Annotated in this window: 15 protein-coding genes, 2 tRNA genes and 2 pseudogenes; 8 read left to right on the top strand and 11 right to left on the bottom strand. The window is 33.6% G+C overall.

Going from position 1 to position 17,618, the window contains the following annotated elements; translation table 11 throughout:
• The first annotated feature begins 72 nt into the window (after positions 1–72).
• The 3 genes from STK_RS12130 to STK_RS12120 all read left to right on the top strand — a co-directional run bounded on the left by STK_RS12130 (position 73) and on the right by STK_RS12120 (position 5,569).
• Positions 73–1,965 (top strand): hypothetical protein, encoded by a 1,893-nt coding sequence (locus STK_RS12130; RefSeq protein WP_010980276.1) that lies wholly within the window; start codon positions 73–75, stop codon positions 1,963–1,965.
• 216 nt (positions 1,966–2,181) lie between these two features.
• Positions 2,182–3,165: a glycosyltransferase family A protein gene (locus tag STK_RS12125; protein WP_010980275.1), complete on the top strand. Its 984-nt coding sequence runs from the start codon at positions 2,182–2,184 to the stop codon at positions 3,163–3,165.
• A 1,207-nt stretch (positions 3,166–4,372) separates the two neighbouring features.
• Positions 4,373–5,569 carry a glycosyltransferase family 4 protein gene (locus STK_RS12120; RefSeq protein WP_010980274.1) on the top strand — a complete coding sequence of 399 codons (1,197 nt, stop codon included), beginning with the start codon at positions 4,373–4,375 and terminating at the stop codon, positions 5,567–5,569.
• Between the two features lie 102 nt (positions 5,570–5,671).
• Here STK_RS12120 and STK_RS12115 read toward each other — a convergent pair whose 3' ends face one another.
• The 4 genes from STK_RS12115 to STK_RS12100 all read right to left on the bottom strand — a co-directional run bounded on the left by STK_RS12115 (position 5,672) and on the right by STK_RS12100 (position 6,693).
• Positions 5,672–6,109: a type II toxin-antitoxin system VapC family toxin gene (locus STK_RS12115; protein ID WP_232616483.1), complete on the bottom strand. Its 438-nt coding sequence runs from the start codon at positions 6,107–6,109 to the stop codon at positions 5,672–5,674.
• Positions 6,051–6,296, bottom strand: a complete 246-nt coding sequence (locus STK_RS12110) for an AbrB/MazE/SpoVT family DNA-binding domain-containing protein (protein ID WP_010980272.1) — start codon at positions 6,294–6,296, stop codon at positions 6,051–6,053. Before STK_RS12110 ends, STK_RS12115 begins: the two co-directional genes overlap by 59 nt.
• A gap of 246 nt (positions 6,297–6,542) precedes the next feature.
• Positions 6,543–6,616: transfer RNA gene (locus tag STK_RS12105), tRNA-Ala, on the bottom strand.
• 1 nt (position 6,617) lies between these two features.
• A tRNA-Pro gene (locus tag STK_RS12100) sits at positions 6,618–6,693 on the bottom strand.
• 36 nt (positions 6,694–6,729) lie between these two features.
• Between STK_RS12100 and STK_RS12095 the strand changes: the two genes are divergently transcribed.
• Positions 6,730–7,440, top strand: coding sequence for a helix-turn-helix domain-containing protein (locus tag STK_RS12095; protein WP_010980271.1), 711 nt, complete (start codon positions 6,730–6,732; stop codon positions 7,438–7,440).
• Here the strand turns inward: STK_RS12095 and STK_RS12090 are convergent.
• A complete protein-coding gene (locus STK_RS12090; protein WP_052847025.1) occupies positions 7,409–7,714 on the bottom strand; it encodes a nascent polypeptide-associated complex protein in 306 nt (101 codons plus the stop codon). The two genes, STK_RS12095 and STK_RS12090, sit on opposite strands and share 32 nt — an antisense overlap.
• Before the next feature lie 93 nt (positions 7,715–7,807).
• Here STK_RS12090 and STK_RS12085 point away from each other — a divergent pair, with 93 nt between their 5' ends.
• The gene (locus STK_RS12085; RefSeq protein WP_010980269.1) at positions 7,808–9,076 is read left to right on the top strand and encodes an MBL fold metallo-hydrolase; all 1,269 of its coding nucleotides are present in this window, start codon (positions 7,808–7,810) and stop codon (positions 9,074–9,076) included.
• Entirely contained in the window at positions 9,077–10,234 is a 1,158-nt protein-coding gene (locus STK_RS12080; protein ID WP_052846739.1) for a threonyl-tRNA synthetase editing domain-containing protein, read from the top strand.
• A gap of 12 nt (positions 10,235–10,246) precedes the next feature.
• Here the strand turns inward: STK_RS12080 and glmS are convergent, their stop codons facing one another.
• Positions 10,247–12,016 (bottom strand): glutamine--fructose-6-phosphate transaminase (isomerizing), encoded by a 1,770-nt coding sequence (gene glmS / locus STK_RS12075; RefSeq protein ID WP_052847024.1) that lies wholly within the window; start codon positions 12,014–12,016, stop codon positions 10,247–10,249.
• A gap of 76 nt (positions 12,017–12,092) precedes the next feature.
• On the bottom strand, positions 12,093–13,031 hold the full coding sequence (mvk, locus tag STK_RS12070) for a mevalonate kinase (RefSeq protein ID WP_010980266.1): 939 nt from the start codon (positions 13,029–13,031) through the stop codon (positions 12,093–12,095).
• 29 nt (positions 13,032–13,060) lie between these two features.
• Here mvk and STK_RS12065 point away from each other — a divergent pair, with 29 nt between their 5' ends.
• Entirely contained in the window at positions 13,061–14,131 is a 1,071-nt protein-coding gene (locus STK_RS12065; RefSeq protein WP_010980265.1) for a sugar phosphate nucleotidyltransferase, read from the top strand.
• Here the strand turns inward: STK_RS12065 and STK_RS12060 are convergent.
• Positions 14,108–14,929: a DMT family transporter gene (locus STK_RS12060; protein ID WP_232616482.1), complete on the bottom strand. Its 822-nt coding sequence runs from the start codon at positions 14,927–14,929 to the stop codon at positions 14,108–14,110. The two genes, STK_RS12065 and STK_RS12060, sit on opposite strands and share 24 nt — an antisense overlap.
• Positions 14,930–14,975: 46 nt before the next feature.
• A pseudogene (locus STK_RS12055) lies at positions 14,976–15,158 on the bottom strand (hypothetical protein); the annotation flags it as partial.
• A 70-nt stretch (positions 15,159–15,228) separates the two neighbouring features.
• On the opposite strand from STK_RS12055, the gene STK_RS12050 reads away from it, so the two are divergent.
• A complete protein-coding gene (locus STK_RS12050; protein WP_010980262.1) occupies positions 15,229–16,290 on the top strand; it encodes an ISNCY-like element ISSto15 family transposase in 1,062 nt (353 codons plus the stop codon).
• A 7-nt stretch (positions 16,291–16,297) separates the two neighbouring features.
• Here STK_RS12050 and STK_RS15770 read toward each other — a convergent pair.
• Positions 16,298–17,210, bottom strand: a pseudogene (locus STK_RS15770) (hypothetical protein); the annotation flags it as partial.
• Positions 17,200–17,361: a hypothetical protein gene (locus tag STK_RS15435; RefSeq protein WP_198429695.1), complete on the bottom strand. Its 162-nt coding sequence runs from the start codon at positions 17,359–17,361 to the stop codon at positions 17,200–17,202. The pseudogene STK_RS15770 and the gene STK_RS15435, both read right to left, overlap by 11 nt.
• Positions 17,362–17,618 lie beyond the last annotated feature (257 nt).

The following is a 17,618-nucleotide window of genomic DNA, read 5'->3' as shown; positions in this document are numbered from 1 at the left end:
AATCGATAATACCATCAATATGGTACTATTGCCAAAGGATTTAATAACCTTTTTGCATGTAAGGAAAATAACATGAGTACTAAAAGAAGTCTCGAAATATTTCTGGTATTAGTTTTATTTCTACCAATACTAGGATTTATTAACCTAAAAGTTTTTTCACTAACTACAAGTGCAATTGTTAACGTAGCGCCAACTCCTTATAATTCTGGTTATTATCCTCAAGGCTATATAGTAGTAACTACTGCTGGCTCGTCTACTACTTTTAACCTCTATTTATTTAACCCTACATTTGTTGAAGAAAGTGTATCGGTGTACGTTAACTCAAGTGCTTATACTACTGTTACATTACAACCATTTTCGTATACAACAGTCCCAATATCTTTATCTACTGGTCTTTATAATGTATCGGTAGAAGGACAGACATTGTATGTAAAAGTTGTTCACTCCTCGTATCAACCTATAATAACTTATATTAATGGTACTGCTAATGTATATAAGCTAAATGCCCAACCCGGAAATACTTATAGTTTCCAAATAAGTTATTCCTCAACACCTTCTAATACTACTGAGGAAAGTGAGGTTTATTCTGATATAGGATTTTATATTTCGCCAAATGATCAAGAGGGTGTAACACCATATTTAACACCTTCTAATACTTTCTTATTACAAATACCAGAAGGAATACCTCAAGGAGTTTATTATGCCTATGTTTATACGTCATTCTCAAACGCAACTACTGGACAAGTAGTAGATTATTCAATCGGCTTAATCGTCATTAACGTAAGTTATGGTTTACCAACTTCTCTTTCGTCACCAACAACAGTTACTGAAAATGGCGTAATGCTTGAGATGGAGAATGTTAGTGGTTCTACGTTATTATATATTAATTATCCCTTCTCTTATGAGGATACATTTACACTGACTCTACCAAGTGGTACGTACACAGTAAAGAACTATACAGCACCTAACAATGTCTATCCACCACTCTATACAAAACCCAATATTTTATTCTACGGCTCTACTATCCCAATGGAAATAAGTCCAAACGGTATTATCGTAGAGGCTAAGGCATTCGGTACTGGTAGTATACAAATTTCATCACCTACTGGAACTGTAACTTTAACTATACCACCAAAAGTAACTTTGGGAACTCTTAATGTTGAAGTTGTTTCATCAACTACCGGTATGCCGATTCCTAATGCTAAAGTAAGTGTTTACTACTCTTCTAATAGTTCACTTATATCATCATCTTTAACCTCCTCCTCTGGGACTGTAAGTTTCACTCTACCTATTAGTGCGCAAGTTAAGGTAAATGTATCGGCTTTTGGTTATTATCCCAATTCAACTGTTGTTACAGTATCAGCTTCATCTACAGTGAAAATATATTTAACACCTATACAAATTACAGTCATACCAACTACCTTTACTATAAATGGAAGTAAGATAACGCCAGAACAGATTAGTCCAAGTAGTTATAAGATAAATGCAACTGTGGGTAGTGAATTAACATTTACTTTCTCTGTAAGTATGAATAGTAATGTTTCGCCTTCAGTAGTAGCTATGTTAAACGGTACTTCAATACCAGTTACATATGAGGGCAATGGTGTTTATGAGGTAACACGTACTTTCTCATCACCTGGTACTTACGAAATTACAATAAATGCGTCTTATAGTGGTGTTTGGAAGAATTTCACTGTAACAATATATGTATATAAGCCGAGTATTGTTATAACAACGTCAACAACTAGTACTACAAGCACAACATCGATAACAACAAGCACTACACAAACTACGATAACATCAACAACTAGTACAAGCACAACAAGTAGTACTACTACAACAGTACCACCTCCTCCAGTATCTTCAACAACTACAACAACTTCGATTCCATTAACTGATATAGTAATAATTGTGGTAGTTATAGTGATTGCAGCAGTAGTGGCAATAGTTGTCTTAAGAAGATGAACTCGTTTTTTATATAATTTTAAAACATATTTAAACTTAAATTGAGAAATTCCAGATTTAAAATTAATATATACTTCTTAGCGAAACTTAACTAGATAAAAAACATATATACTACTTAGCCATTTTTCTATTACACTAGATTACATGCAATTACATGGACAAATACCTTACGCTTGATGACAAATTTTTAATTCCCTTAGTTAAGCTACTCCATTAATGGTTGAAATTTCGGTAATAATTACAGCATATAATAGAAAGCAGTATTATAAAGATGCAGTAAGAAGTGTACTTAACCAAACACTGGATAACGATAAATATGAGGTGATATTGGTAGCCAATTTTGATGCTAGCGAATATGCTAAAGAAGAAGGGATAAGGTTTGTATATAGTGATAAGAGTGATTCAGGAAAGCAAGTATTTGATGGCATAAAGGTAGCTAAAGGTAGAATAATTTCATTCTTAGACGACGATGACATGTTCACCAAAGAGAAACTGGAAAATGTTTATGAAGCGTTCAAAAGTTACCAAAATCTAGGAGTTTATAGGGATAGAGTACTATTTTTCTATGGGGAAAAAATTATACAGAAGGAAGTAGAAAAAATGGACCCTCTTTTACTTAAAAATAGAGATAAAGATGACTATATTAAAATGGCTAACTATAGAAAATACGGTTTTCATAGTAGTTCTACTTTCTCAATTTTAAGAGAATTACTTCTACAAAAAGCTGACATTTTAATGCAAATGAAAAGGGCTATTGATTGGTTTTATGAGAGGATATTCTATGTGTCAAAATATGATATGCTTTGGGATAGCAGAGCAACAACCCTTTATAGGCTTTCATTTTCATCATCTATGAGAACATTAGATAGTCTAGAGAACTACATTAAGAGCTCTGCAGAAAGATCATATATATACTGTTTAGATATGTTAACTGTTGACTCTATGTTACCTCAAAATTTAAAGAAAATCCATAGCTACGAAGTATCACTATCAAAAGTGAGGTACAAGTTCATTTCTAAAGAAACAGCTAAAGAATGTGTTCCTTCTTTAAGTGACTATATTAGAGTTTTTAAGAAGTCATATTTAGGGTCTCATAAAGCTTTAGTATTAGCCTCTCTACTTCCTTATTCTTTAAGAAAATCTTTAATTAGAAAGAGTTACGAGAGGGAAAAAGCACGATTATTAAAGATGATACAATAAGGTATTTGTTAAATTCGAGAAGATTTACTTTAGTTTAATTTCTTGTAAAAAAGAATTTATAATCTATAAGTTAATAATTGCATCTATACATTAGTTTTTAAAAAGCATAGAGAAAGTTAACTTGTGTTCCTAAGTGAAATTATTAAAGATTTTCACTTCAAAATTTTCCAGTAAATATAGTATTTACCTAGTTTAAGTAAAAATTTCTTCTGTGATAAAAAAGTTTTATAATATTATTATCTCAGCTAATTTTTATTTATATTTTTAATTAATTTCAATTTCTATTAACTAGAATAGAAAAGTTTACTTATCTAGTTAAATTCATATTCAACATTACTCTAGCTGATAATATTTCTTAAGATAATACTGGAATAAATATTAATTACTAAAAATTCTCATTATAATATATTCTTTTTATGAAATAAATTGAATTATACAATAGAGCACATACTACATAAAATTGATTATATGGCTATAAACTAAGTTCTTTTTTGAAGACATAGCAGATGATTCCTCTTATCTTATTTTTCGGTAACATTTACTAAACAACGCTACTTATCGGAATCAAGTACTTTATTTTTAACTTTCTCTTTTTAATTATTCTACAATAGGTCTTAAATTCTCATTTACTCATTAGAAAGAGAAACTCTACATCTTTTTCTAAGACCGTAATAGCAGAACTGTACCATCAACATAAAGATTATCAGTAAAACTTAGATAATGACTATAATTTTAATTAGATTACATAGAAATAATAACAGAATATGGATATTTAAAAGCTATGCTAAGATGTTATACTTAATTACCCAAGAGATAATGATCTAGACGTTATAATATATGCCAGCATTTCATAAGCTTTAATAGAGTTTGATTTCCTAAGAACTATAAATATAGGAAAAACGTGAAGATTTTAAGAAAAAGTTATTTTTATTTTTGATAAAGGATTGGATTATACAATATTAAATTAGTTAAAAAGCTTGTAATAATGAACTGTTACGAATAAAAATAATTACACCTTGAAAATGATCTAAAAGAATTCATATACTTTTCCCTAGTAAATGCTAGGGGACATAACATCTTATAATACAGAATATGTTGTTAATTCCATTATCTACTTAGCTTTCAACATCTAAAGCTAAATAATTCATTTTACTCCTTATGTATATTATGAAAAAGACTATATAACTCATAGATTTTATACATTAACATGAATTTAGGAATAATTTATGATAATTTGCTTTCTCCTACCTTTGCAGGCGGAGGTGCTGTTCACTCTTTTGAGGTAATAACTAGATTAAAGAAATATTACAAAATCATATATTACCCTTCAACATCAGTCTTCAGATGGAAAATCGAGGATATAGAAAGAAAAGCTAAGGAACTGGAAATTATGGGAATCAAGATTGCTGACGAATTTTATACTTTTCTTGAAAATAGAAGAAAGCCTAAGGAACTGCTACGTTATTACGACGTAAATAACATAGATTTGCTTTATGAGCCAGACCACAGATCTCCAGAAATTTTCTACCTAGGTAAAAGAACAAAAAAATTTGGGCTAACACTTCATGAACCGTTATTTTATGATGACTCATTAACATATCTGAAAAGATTGATAAAGTTCTACGGAATAAACCCGTATACTGGAAAAGGTTTTCATACGAGGTTTTTGTATAATGAGTTGTATGCAAAACCATTATATAAGAGACTAATAAAGAAGACAAACCCCACTTTTATCGCAGCTGTGAGTGAGGGGACTTTAGAGATATCTGGCTTAAAGGGTGAGGTAATAAAACCTGGAAATGCGTTTGATAAAGAACTTCTGGATTATAGAAATAAAGGAAAAGAGGATTACATAGTATTTTGGAGTAGATTAAATCAGGATAAAGGAATAGCAGAACTATTAGACGTAGTCCACATGATAAATAAGATGTCTGGAAAAAACTTCAAATTAGTTGTGATGGGAAAGTTTTTTGATAAATTTAACGAGAGAAGATTCTGGAGAAAAGTTAAAAAATACAGTCTAAACGTTGATTATTTAGGCTTTGTTGAGAGGAGAAAACTCTATGAGATTGTTTCTAGAGCTAAATTGTTTATATATCCTTCTCATGTTGACGGATTTTCCTTGGTAGTTCTCGAGTCTTTAGCTTCCGGTACACCAGTAGTGGCTTATGATATTCCAGCAATAAGAACAGTATACAAAGGGTTAAATGCAGTAAGGATAGTAAGGGAGTTTGATAAAGAAAGCATGGCAAAAGAATCTCTATCAATACTTTCTATGAGCGAAGGAGAAATAGAAGCTATTATGAATGAGGAGAATCTTTTAAACTTTCTCAAGCTTCACTCCAGCTGGGATAATGTAGCTGAGTCTGTAAGGAGAATCATAGATAAGTATACTAAAAAATAGAATTAATAGAGCGAGATTTAAACAGATTTAGTTAAAGCTAAATACTCTTCAGTGTGCTAACATTTAGTTTCTACTATTAAAGATACTTTTAAATTCTTTATTTTAATCTAAAGGGATCATTATTACTTCAACTTCTTTAGTTTTTTCTATATCTTCATCTGTAGTAATAACTTTGCCTCCAATTTCTTTCGCAGTAGCTATAAGAAATACATCAGCTAAAGAAAGATAATGATATTTGCTCTTTAATATTGCTGCACTTTGGGTTATATTTTCATTTGGAGCTAAAATCTTAATTGGAGAATTTCTAATATATCTATGTCTAGCAATTGCAATTTCCTTTCCCATTTTTAGAATATATAGGTAGAGAAATTCAGCTAAATTTACTTCACTCATGTAAATTTCTATGCTTCCAGTATACATTTTCTCAAAATATTTCCTGATTTCTTTATTTCCAGCGAATAATAAAGATAGAGGCCCTGTATCAAGAACGTATTTCTCTTTCAACTTCTTTCCTCCTTTCCTTAATAACCTCTTTAGCAACTTCTACAGCTACTTCTCCGTCAACCCCAAAGAGATCTAAGAGTGTCATGGGTTTCTCTATGTCTATCTTATTTCCGTTAACTGTTAACTCTAATATATCTCCTTCTTTTATTCCTATTTTTTCCCTTATCTCTTTTGGGATGACTATTATTCCTTTTTTATAAACCTTTACCCTATACTTTTCCATATTATTAATTATAAAATTCTTCTAATATAAATGTTTAACTCTACGTAAGTTAATAGTTTAACCAGTAATTTGATAGACTAGACGAAAGTACACTAACCTAACTCCTTAAAGTTAGTAAGAAGATTAAGAATAAGGGAAAGAGATTATTTCCTTTATCTTACGGTTACAAGGTCAGCTAGCGGTATATAATTAGTATCTCTTAACCACAGTTTTGTGACATAAATGAAGTTTTTTCAATACTAAGAGTGGACCGGCCGGGATTTGAACCCGGGACCTCTCGGGTGCGAGCCGAGCACTCTTCCAGGCTGAGCTACCGGCCCATGGGCCCGCCGGGATTTGAACCCGGGACCACAGCGGCCCGAGCGCTGCGTCCTAGTCCAGGCTAGACCACGGGCCCATAAATATTTTTGTTTTGTTTTTTATAGCTTTTTCTGTGGATTACTTAATTGAAACATTAGCTAAGAGAATTTTAGGAGATATTGGTTGGAGTTCTTCCCCCGGCTCAGTTATGAAGAAGTGGAGGGAGGCTTTTCAAATTAGTCAAGGTGAGTTAGCTAGGTATTTGGGAATTACTCAGTCTGTTATTGCTGATTATGAAAGGGGAAGAAGGAATCCCGGTGTTGAGTTTTTACGTAAATATGTTAGAGCCCTTATCGAAATAGACGCTTCAAGGGGTTATAAAATGATAAATGAGCTTTTAAAGGGTTATACGTTAATGTTGCCATACATAGATGATCTAGGAGATTTTTCAGTTCCGGTAGGTGTTGATGAGATTGTTACTGCTGTTAATGGTTTTATACCTAACTCTTTCATTCCAGAAGTTAAAATTTACGGTTGGATGGTTACAGATAGTGTTAAGGCTATAACTAGTCTGAAGGGAATGGAGTTTTATCAATTACTTAATTTTATGATTGGAAGGGCTGTAGTTTTCACTAATGTCTCTTCCGGTAGGTCCCCAATGATTGCTTTAAAAATTGCCCCTATTAAGCCCCCATTAGTGGTTTTTCATAGACCAGTTAGGTTAGATCCTCTTGCCCTACTGTTAGCCGAAAAAGATAATATTGTGATAGTAGTATCAACTTTTACTAAAGCTGAGGATATAACAAAAAGGATTAGGTCTCTTGCCCAGTCAGTAAAAGTATAGCTTTAGCGATATCTCCATTAGCCTTTTGAAGTGCTTCTTTAACTTCTTGTTCTCCCTTACCTGTTTGTTCCATTACAAACTTTACATCCTCGTCCTTAATCTCAACTTTAGGCTCTTCTTTTTGCGCTTCTTTCGCTTCTCCAATGACTGAATAGATTTCTTGTCCTTGTGCTATCATTTTTATTACTGTGGGGTTTTCAATAATCAGAATTTTATCCTTTAGTTCTATAGTTACTTTAACAGCATCAAGCTGTTCTGTTTTTAACCCTAACATTCTTTCAAGATTTTTAAACTGACTAGGTTTCGGTTTCACAAGAATATATTATAAAACAAACTTAATAATTTGCTGTTTGATTTTTAAAGCATAATGGAGTATTCTATTAAGATTTTAGGCGGAGGAAAAGAGGTAGGTAGGGCAGCTATTGAGGTTACTACTTCATCAGAGAGTATTATCCTTGATTACGGGGTTAACTTTGATGCTAATGATAATCCTAATTTACCATTACAAGAAGTTCCAAGTAGGGTTAAAGGTTTTATAGTCTCACATTCCCATCTGGACCACGTTGGTGCTTTACCACTTTATCAGATTTCTGGTAATTTTCCTATATTTGGTACAAGGCTTACTAGATTAATTACCGAATTGATGTTGAAGGACTTTCTAAAACTTTCAGGGGCTAAAGTACCCTTTGAGTGGACTGAAGTTAGAAAAGTGATGGATAATTTTAGGTCTGTAAAATATCATGAAGAGTTTGAAGTTGGTACTTTTAAGACTGAGTTAGGTGATGCTGGTCATATCCCAGGTAGTTCTATGATAAAAATAAAGACTGAAAAAGGTAATATTGTCTATACTGGAGATACAAATGTAATTAATACTCATTTAGTAAAGCCAGCTGAACTCGAATTTTTGCGTGATGCAAACGTTCTAATTATAGAAAGTACTTATGGTAGATTTAATCATCCAGAGAGGAAAGTCGTTGAGGATGAATTCTTTGAAAGTGTTAAAGAGGTTGTTGAGGGAGGAGGGACTGTTTTAGTTCCAGCGTTTAGTTTGTCTAGGAGTCAAGAAATTCTCTCAGTTCTTTCAAGTAAGAATTTTGATTACCCAGTATATTATGATGGAATGGTTAAGGAGATTACTGAATTAATGATTCAAAATCCAGAGTTCATTAATGATTATGAATCCTTAAAGAAGGCTTACAACTATTTTAAGTACGTTAATGGGTGGAATGATAGAAATAAGGCTACTAGGAATGAAGGTGTTATTGTGAGTAGTGCTGGAATGCTAAAGGGAGGGCCCGCTGTTTACTATTTTAAGAAGATTGCTGATAATCCCAAGAACGCTGTGTTTTTAGTTAGTTATCAAGCCGAAAATACCCCGGGTAGGAGACTTTTAGAAACTGGTAAGTTTGATGAGTATTCGCCTATGTTAAAGGCTAGGTTCCAAATTTTTGATTTCTCAAGTCATGCTGGTAAGAACCAGTTGAAAGATATGATTAAGTCTGCTAAGAATTTGGAAAAAGTAATACTGGTTCACGGTTCACCAGACAGTTCTTCTGTTCTTGCTGAAGAATTAAAGAGAGAACTAGGAGTTGAAGTTATAGTTGCTGAAAACGGACAAGAGATAAAGGTGTTCTGATTGATTTTGCTTTTTATCCATGCATCTGACTTTTCTTTCTCTGTTAGAGATAAAGCGATTAAAAATCCTGAAGAACCTAAATTACAGAGCTTAAAAAAGGAAAATGTTTTGGTAGTATTCACAACTGTAGAAAAGGGGGATGATGAGGAGATTGTAAAAAAGGCTGTTGACGAGATTTTAGAGGTATATAGTAAAGTTAAAGCTTCTTCAGTAGTTATATATCCTTATGCTCATCTTTCTGATAATCTTGAATCACCGTCAATAGCTATTCCTATTTTACAAAAGCTTGAAGAAGGTGTAAAAGAGAAAAACATAGAAGTATATAGAACTCCTTTCGGATGGTATAAGCAGTTTATGATAAACTGTTATGGTCATCCATTAAGTGAGTTAAGTAAAAGGGTAAGACATGAGATTGAGTACGAAAAAAGTGATGAACTCTCTATCTGTGAAAAATTTGGCTTCCCAAATTCACCTTATGCATACTTTTTACGTAATGCTGTACTTGAGTATGTAAAGTGGTTAAGTAAGGCTACTTCTATAACTGAAGATGAAGATGTGGAAGAAGGAGAAATTAGTATAAAATATTTAGAACCGCATGGTAGAAGATTGCCATGTATTAATGAGTCTCCTCACATAAAAGTTAAGGTAAAAGGTAAGATTGACATAGTTTCACAATTTTCGGATTCAAAAAATAGTTATAAGATAGTTGAAGAAAAAGAAGAATATAGTGAGGTAGATGTCAATTTATTAACTTATTATTACTTACTTTCTGCACAGAAAGAATCTCCTCCTACACTTCCTATTTGGTTATCTCCAATACAAGTTAGAATTTTACCAGTTAAGCAAGATTTTGTAAAAAGCGCAATTGAGATTGCAAGTAAAATTAATGGAAGAGTTGATGTAGACGATTTGCCGGATGGATTAGGTGCTAAAATTGCTAGAGCTGGTAAAGATTGGATACCCTATGTTGTAATTCTAGGCGAGAGAGAAATTAAGACTCTTTCTTTGACAGTAAAAGTTAGGAAAAGGAATGAGCAAAGAAGTTATACTATTGAGGAACTTAATGAGGAACTTAACAGAGAAGACCCTCTAAAAATGAAGAGTAATTTCCCCTTACTGCTATCTCAGAGGAGCAAAAAGTATATTGTAAGTAAATAGTGAGATTTTCAGTTATTCTACAGTAACTGTTTTAGCTAAGTTTCTTGGTTTATCTGGGTCATATCCTTTAGTTACTGCAGCATAATATGCTATTAATTGGATTACTGGGGCTATAGATAATACTGGGATCTCGGACTGAAGCTCTATTTCAACATCAGCATCTTTCATCTTTTTATTCACGCTTACTGCATAAATTCTAGCCCCTCTAGCCTTCATTTCCATTAAATTATTTTGTAAGAGTTCTGTTAATTCACCATCATTTATTATAACTACTGGGAATCCTTTTTCTACTAGAGATATTGGCCCATGCTTACTTTCACCAGCAGGATATGCTTCGGCATGTACATAAGCTATTTCTTTTATTTTTAATGCACCTTCCATTGCTAGTGGTAGTGAGAGTCCTCTACCCAAGTAGTATATATTACTTTTCTTAGCTAATTCTTCTCCAATTTTCTTTGTTAATCCTTCTACTTGTGATATTGTATCTCTCACTATATCTGGAGCTTTTTCCATTTTCTTTAGATTCTCCTTCTTTAAAACGGATAGGATGAAGAGAATTGAAGCTAATTGTGTTGTAAAAGTTTTTGTTGCGGCTACACCAATTTCTGGTCCTGCCCTCATGTAGATTTTATAATCGCTTTCTCTAGCTATAGCACTTTCTATAACGTTAGTTAGAGAGATAATTTTAGCACCACTATTTCGCATCATTCTTATCCCTTGAAGTACATCTATTGTTTCACCGCTTTGACTTATCGCAAAAACTAAGTCCCCTTTTTTACTCCTCACATTATAGTACTCAGAAGCTATTACGGGTAGAGAGTTTATACCAAGTCTGTTAAGTTCTATTGAAAAGTAAAGACCAGCATGATAACTTGTTCCAGCTCCTATAACTATAACTCTCTCAGCATTTTTTATTTCTTCTATAACTTTCTCTACTAAGTCTATGTCACTCATTAGGCTGTCTATTGTCTCTTTTACTGCCCTTGGTGATTCATGAATTTCCTTAATCATAAAATGAGGATATCCTTCTTTACTAGCAGTTTCTATATCCCAATCTACACTTCTTATCCTTTCTTTTATATTGATGACATTACCGTCTTTATCTTCTAAATAAACAGTTTCTGGTGTTATAAAACCTAACTCGTCATCTCTGATAACTAGTATTCTTTTAGTATAAGGTAAGAAAGCTGGAATATCGCTTGCAATAAAATTTTGCCCTTCACCTAATCCTATTATTAATGGATTATCTTTTTTAGCAAAGAATATTCTTCTTTCACCGTTTATAACAGCCAAGACTGCATAGCTACCTTCAAGGCTTTTTATCGCTGACTTAAAAGCTTGAAAAGGATCCATTCCTCGTTTCATAAATTCCTCAATTAAATGGGGGATGACTTCAGTATCAGTTTCACTCTTGAATTTATGACCTAAACTCTCAAGTTCCTCTCTTAATTCTTTATAATTCTTTATAGTCCCATTATGTACTACAGCTATATTACCATTACAGTCAGTGTGAGGATGAGCGTTATAATCAGTAGGAGGACCATGAGTAGCCCATCTAGTATGGCCTAAGAACACATATCCTTCCATTTCCTCAATCTTCTTCTGAAGAACAACCTCTTCTACTTTTCCTTTTGCCTTTCTAATTTCTAAACCATTAGAGCTTATTGAGGCAACACCAACACTATCATAACCTCTATATTCAAGTCTTTTCAAAGCTGAAACTGTCATTTCAGCAAGTTTTTTACTTTCCCTTAGTGATACTATACCAATTATTCCGCACACAAGAGACATATTATATTTGCATAAAAATTAACTTTTTCCTAAGTATTTCTTTGACAACAAACTCCTCAAAAACATATCACGTCCTCCTTATTACTTGAACTCCTAAAAAAGATGGTGTAGCATTAATTACTTTTCCTCCCATAGCAGTTAATAATAGTTCAGCTCTTTCATCTTTCGTACATACTACAGCACCACCAGCTCCTCCACCACTGATTTTACAGCCTTTTACATTAGCCATTCTTGTTGTAGATATAAATTCATCTATTTGCGGTACTGTTATCCCAAGGGAAAAGAGTAAGCCATGATTAATATACATTAATTCTCCTATACTATCCTCATCGTTATCTTGTAATGCTTTTTTAGCTTCTATTGTAATCTCGGCTATTGTATCTAGAATTGAATCAAATAATTCTCTTTTCTTTTCTTTTATTTGCTTTACTCTCTTAAGCATCTCAGCTGTTGTCGTCACTCTCCTAAAGTAGCCAGCAGAAAATGACAAGTTGCTTGAGAGTTTTTCAAACTTGTCTTTCTCTATATATATAAATCCACCAAAAGTTTCTGTGTATGTATCCATTCTACTACCTAATCCTTGGACTTTTAACTCAATTGAGTGAGAGATCTTGGCAATTTCTTCTTTGCTAAGTTCTATTCCTAGATATGAAGAATAACCGGCAACTGTTCCTACTACTACACCCGCACTTGTGCCTAAGCCTACTGATGGTTCTACTGGAGACTCAATTTCAATTTCTACTGGTTTCTTTGCTTCAAAATAGTTTATTCCCTCTATTATGTACGATAATACTCGTTTTATATTCTCGTTTTCAATTTTAAATTCATCTATATTGACTCTCACTCCTTTTATCTGCAAATTATCGGATTTAATATAAAATTTATCACTTTCTTTAAAGCGTAAAGTAAGAAATTCTGAAATTGTGTATGCTATAGCTGGTCTTTCATAAACTACTGCATGTTCTCCAAAAAGAGTTAGCTTTAACGGAACTTTTACCTCTATCACATTAATAGGAGTAAAGTTGCAAATTATATGTGCAAGCTATCATTTTAGCGGGAGGAAAAGGAGAAGGTTTACTTCCTTACACTGAAAAATATCAAAAGGAGACGATAAGTATTCTGGGTAATTTAATAATTTCTTATAGTATTAAGGGCTTAAAGAAGGCGGGAATTAATGATTTTATTATTGTTACATCTGAGAAAGGGAAAAGTAAAATAGAGGAAGAAATAGAGAAGTTGAACGTATCTTTTGAAATTATAATACAGAAAAGAGAGGGAATTAACGGTGCTATTAAAGATGGTCTTGAAAGAGCTTCTGGCAGTAATGTAGTTTTGGCTTTTGGTGATATAGTAGCTCCAGAAGATTTTTACGTTAGTCTAGTAAATACTCATTTAACTACTGGAGCTGATTATGTAATTCCTTTAGTTCCAGTAAGTGAAGGGGTAAACACTTACGGATTAGCAAAAATTGAGAAAGATAAGATAGAGATTGTAAAAACTGGTTCTACTTTAGCCTTAGCTGGAGCTTATATTATCAGAAATGAAATGTTTGATGATTTTCTTGAATACTTAAATACTAGAAAGGAAATGCTAAAATACTTCGTTTGGAGTGAAAAGTGGATTGATATTGGTTATCCTGAGGATTTAATAAATGCTATTGAAATGCTATTAGATGAAAAGAAGAGCATAATCTCTGAGAAGGCTGAAATCTCTAAAACAGCCATAATTGGTAAAGGAGTTATAATTGATGATTACGCTGTAATCGATGATTACGCTGTAATTAAAGGTCCAGCTTATATTGGAAAAGAAGTATTTGTTGGTAATTTTTCCTTGATAAGAGATGCTACTTCTATAGAAAGAGGTGCTAAAATAGGTGCTTACTGCGAATTAACGCACACATTAGTTGAACCAGAAGCTGAAATAGGTTCAAAGTCATACTTAAGTTATACTGTTGTAGGAGAAAAAGCAAAAATAGGAGCAAGCGTTATTTCCTCAAGTTTTCCAGCAAGAGTAGTTAGGGGCAAGGTAAATAAGTTAGGAGCACTTATTTCTCCAGAAGCTGAGATAAGGCACGGAGAAATTTTAAAACCTGGAACTAAAATTTGATATCTTTAGATTGGTAAGCAAAACACCGAAAAGTACTAGAAATGATCCTATCATCTCTATTAATGTAGGCATATCACCTAAGATTATATAAGAGAAAAAGTAAGAAAGTGCTGGAACTAATAAAGATATGCTACTTGCTTTAAAAGCACCCAAGTTTTTCACTGACGAAAACCAGAATATGAAACCTAAGGCTTGTGCTGTTATACCTATAATTATAGCTACTACTATTCCTTCTAAAGATACTTTAAAATAGAACTGAAATGGAATAAGTGGTACTAGTACGGGAACTGATGAGAGAGCAAAAAATGAGTTAAGTCTTATTACATCTTCATTAATTAGATATTTTCTGTAATAAATAGTTCCTACTGCCCATGTTATACCTCCTAATAAGGAAATTAAAGCACCAATATTTACTTCTAAATTACCGGAAGCTATAATCGCCCCAGAAATTGCTATAATAATACCAAATATCTTTAAAATCCCTATTTTTTCTTTGAAAATAAAATAACTAAATATCGCAACGAAAACTGGTTGAGTATAAATTAATGTTGCAGATAATGCTGGATTAGGTGAGAGAAGAACACCTAAATTAAGCAATATCATAAATATCGCAACGTTTAATAGGCTACCAATAAATTCCTTTAAGCCATATATTATACCTTTTCCATAAATTAGTAGAATAAGACCTCCAACTAAGAGCCTAATTATTGCTAAAATTATTGGCGACATATATTGAAGAGCAATTTTAATTAGAGGGTAAGCTGAACTCCAGACTAACACTACACCAAGTATTGGCAAATATTGCCGCGTTGTCAACAGTTTTCAATAAGTTGTAAAGTTTATATTATTTAACATTATTTATCATCCCTAGTCCTTTTAACGCTATTAAATAGACTGATGCAGTATGCCTATCAAAACCCCTCACCCTCATAATCGTCTCATGTTCCTCAGAACTAGTAGTACCCTTAGGATTAACTAGGATTACATTGAAACCCAACCTTAATGCCTTAATAAAACCGTGTAGCATTTATAGGAAAATCCTTGCAGTTTAAGGGAACCTTAAAAACTTTTTAAAAATTAGCCAAACAAAATATCGGATGAATACAAACTCATTACTCCAAGAGTATTACAAGGCACTCCGAGAAGCATTACAACAAATCTTCACAGCCTTGACTAGCGTGAGAAAAGACACACTAACAAGACTAGTGCTAGGAGGAGTTATGGGTGGAACAGCAACAGAAATAGCACAAGCAGTAGACATGGACTACGAGACAGTACTAAAAAACCTTGACAAATTGGCAAACATAAACTTGATCAAAATAGTAAAAGAAATAGTAAAAGACCACCCAGTACAACTAATAATAGACGACACACACAACCACAAAGCAAGAGCACTACCAGTATCAAGAAACGGAACACAAGCCTTTTACTGCAGAGAACACAAAAGATACGAACCAGCAATACAACTCCTAATAATAGCAATAAAAGACCTATACACAAACGAAACCTACATTATAACAATAATACCATACATACCACAAAAAGTTGCCGAAATACTCAAGGAAAGGGGAGAAAAAGCAGAATACAAAACAAAAATCCAACTATACCTAGAAACACTACCAACAATCCTAAACGAGTACAACGTTACCACCATCTCATTCGACTCATGGTACGTAAACTCAAAAACCCTACTACCTAACACTATCGGGGAACTCAAGGCAAACTCACGTGTTGTCGAGGGTGACAGACACGTGCCAGTTGCCGAGTTCCCCGAAGGGGAATACCTAGTAGAATACCTAGGTACCCCCATAAAACTACTCGTAATAGACAATTATAAAGACATGGGAAAAAGATACTTCTTCTCAACCAACACGAAAGACACACCAGAAGACATAATAACAACATGGGAAAACCGTTGGGATATTGAAGTAGTAATTAGGGAGCTAAAGGCTCTAGGCTTGGAGAAGAGCTCTTTCCTCACATGGATTAGGAACAAGGGTTTCATAACCTTGAAAGCCCTCTCCCTCCTCTTAGTCCTCTCATTTAAGTATTCTCTTGGCTTAAGGTTAGGAGCCAAGAGGATATCAAGGATGATAAAAAGTATTTATCAGTCTTTGGGTGGGATTAAGAAACTGTTTAAGAGAAGGAAAAAGACGTAAAATGCTAACCGTGAATAAGCATCTGCTTCTTAGCAAATTTACTAATCATCCTATTCGCACTCTTGTTTTTAATAAAACCTCTACTCCTCTTTATAACGAACAAGTCCTCAAACACTACATACTCAACACCAATTTTTACAAGGAACTTCAGTGACTGAGATAGAGCACTTAACCTTAATTCTCTAGCCCTCTCCTTAGGATAACCAGCCTAGTTACCTCTGAGTATCGATAAGCCCTGGTCGTAATAACCCTATCTTCCTTGTCGATTACGACTACATTAAGCCTATCACTGTTTAAATCAAAACCAGTAACAAGATCATAACCAGTTGGTTTGGGGGATGAAAAGTGTTTAAGGTAGAGCCAGAGAGGGGCTTGAAAACGAATCTTTACGCCTTCCTTAAAACTTATTACAACATCATAACCCTCCTCCTTCCTTTCCGATAATTCTTCCAACTCTCTGAGCAAGTATTTTCTATCAAAGTATCCTCTACCAACAATTCACTTACTCCATGGATCCTTGACCTTAACTAGGACGTGGTCATCCATAACGCGGAACTTCACGTTTCTATTCCCCTTATCAGCCTTGTTACCCCTACTTGCAAACCAGAACTTCTTAACCTTAGCGTGAATTATTTCTTTCTTCCCCGTCTCCCTATCCAATAACCCTTCAACGATAGTCTTTGCATGCGTTACTGCAGTCTCTAGGTAAATGTAGTTTGGTAGAATGTTGTAAAGGGATCAGTTAGCTTCTTCGCATCTCTTCCCTCAAATAATGGCTTTATATCAGTCTTCATTACTTGTGAGTAAGATCTAGCAATCCAAGTAACTCCTGATATATCATCAAATTCGACCTTACCGTTTACTGTTACGAATTGGAAGTGTTATAGGGCTTCTTTCGATCCTATCAGTTTATTCGTCATCTGGTAGGATGACAATTATGAACACCTCTTTATCTAACATTCCTTTAATCTTATCGTGCACTGCCTTTGGCACGTATATTGCGTATTTTGGGTCTCCGTATTTATCATGTCCCATTGAGGATATCCTAGATCTGAATGTTACTTGAACCATGAATAATTATTTACGGAAAAGTTTTTAAGCTTTTACGTTTAAAAATTAATCAGAGAGTACCACTATGAGTTCTATGAGCAGTTGCGATGAAGAGGAAGGTACTCTCTGAAGCTCCCCGTGTCCTCGAGGGGGGTTAATTCCGTAGACAGCACGGGGAGAGAGATAAGGGGTATGAGGACGAGGGTTGATATCAAATATTATAAAACCCTATGAAAGTCCGACCCCTCATTGCGAAACCTATATTACTTGCATATTAT

This window comes from Sulfurisphaera tokodaii str. 7, assembly GCF_000011205.1.
Classification (GTDB): domain Archaea; phylum Thermoproteota; class Thermoprotei_A; order Sulfolobales; family Sulfolobaceae; genus Sulfurisphaera; species Sulfurisphaera tokodaii.
Note: the sequence above shows the minus strand (reverse complement) of the source record. Positions and strands in the feature narration are given on the sequence as shown.

Bases quoted from the DNA above. Each gene is read 5' to 3' on its own strand.
- STK_RS12130 (WP_010980276.1), top strand. From the start codon at position 73: ATGAGTACTAAAAGAAGTCTCGAAATATTTCTGGTATTAGTTTTATTT.
- STK_RS12125 (WP_010980275.1), top strand. From the start codon at position 2,182: ATGGTTGAAATTTCGGTAATAATTACAGCATATAATAGAAAGCAGTAT.
- STK_RS12120 (WP_010980274.1), top strand. From the start codon at position 4,373: ATGAATTTAGGAATAATTTATGATAATTTGCTTTCTCCTACCTTTGCA.
- STK_RS12110 (WP_010980272.1), bottom strand. From the start codon at position 6,296: ATGGAAAAGTATAGGGTAAAGGTTTATAAAAAAGGAATAATAGTCATC.
- STK_RS12090 (WP_052847025.1), bottom strand. From the start codon at position 7,714: ATGTTAGGGTTAAAAACAGAACAGCTTGATGCTGTTAAAGTAACTATA.
- STK_RS12085 (WP_010980269.1), top strand. From the start codon at position 7,808: ATGGAGTATTCTATTAAGATTTTAGGCGGAGGAAAAGAGGTAGGTAGG.
- STK_RS12050 (WP_010980262.1), top strand. From the start codon at position 15,229: ATGAATACAAACTCATTACTCCAAGAGTATTACAAGGCACTCCGAGAA.
- STK_RS15435 (WP_198429695.1), bottom strand. From the start codon at position 17,361: ATGGTTCAAGTAACATTCAGATCTAGGATATCCTCAATGGGACATGAT.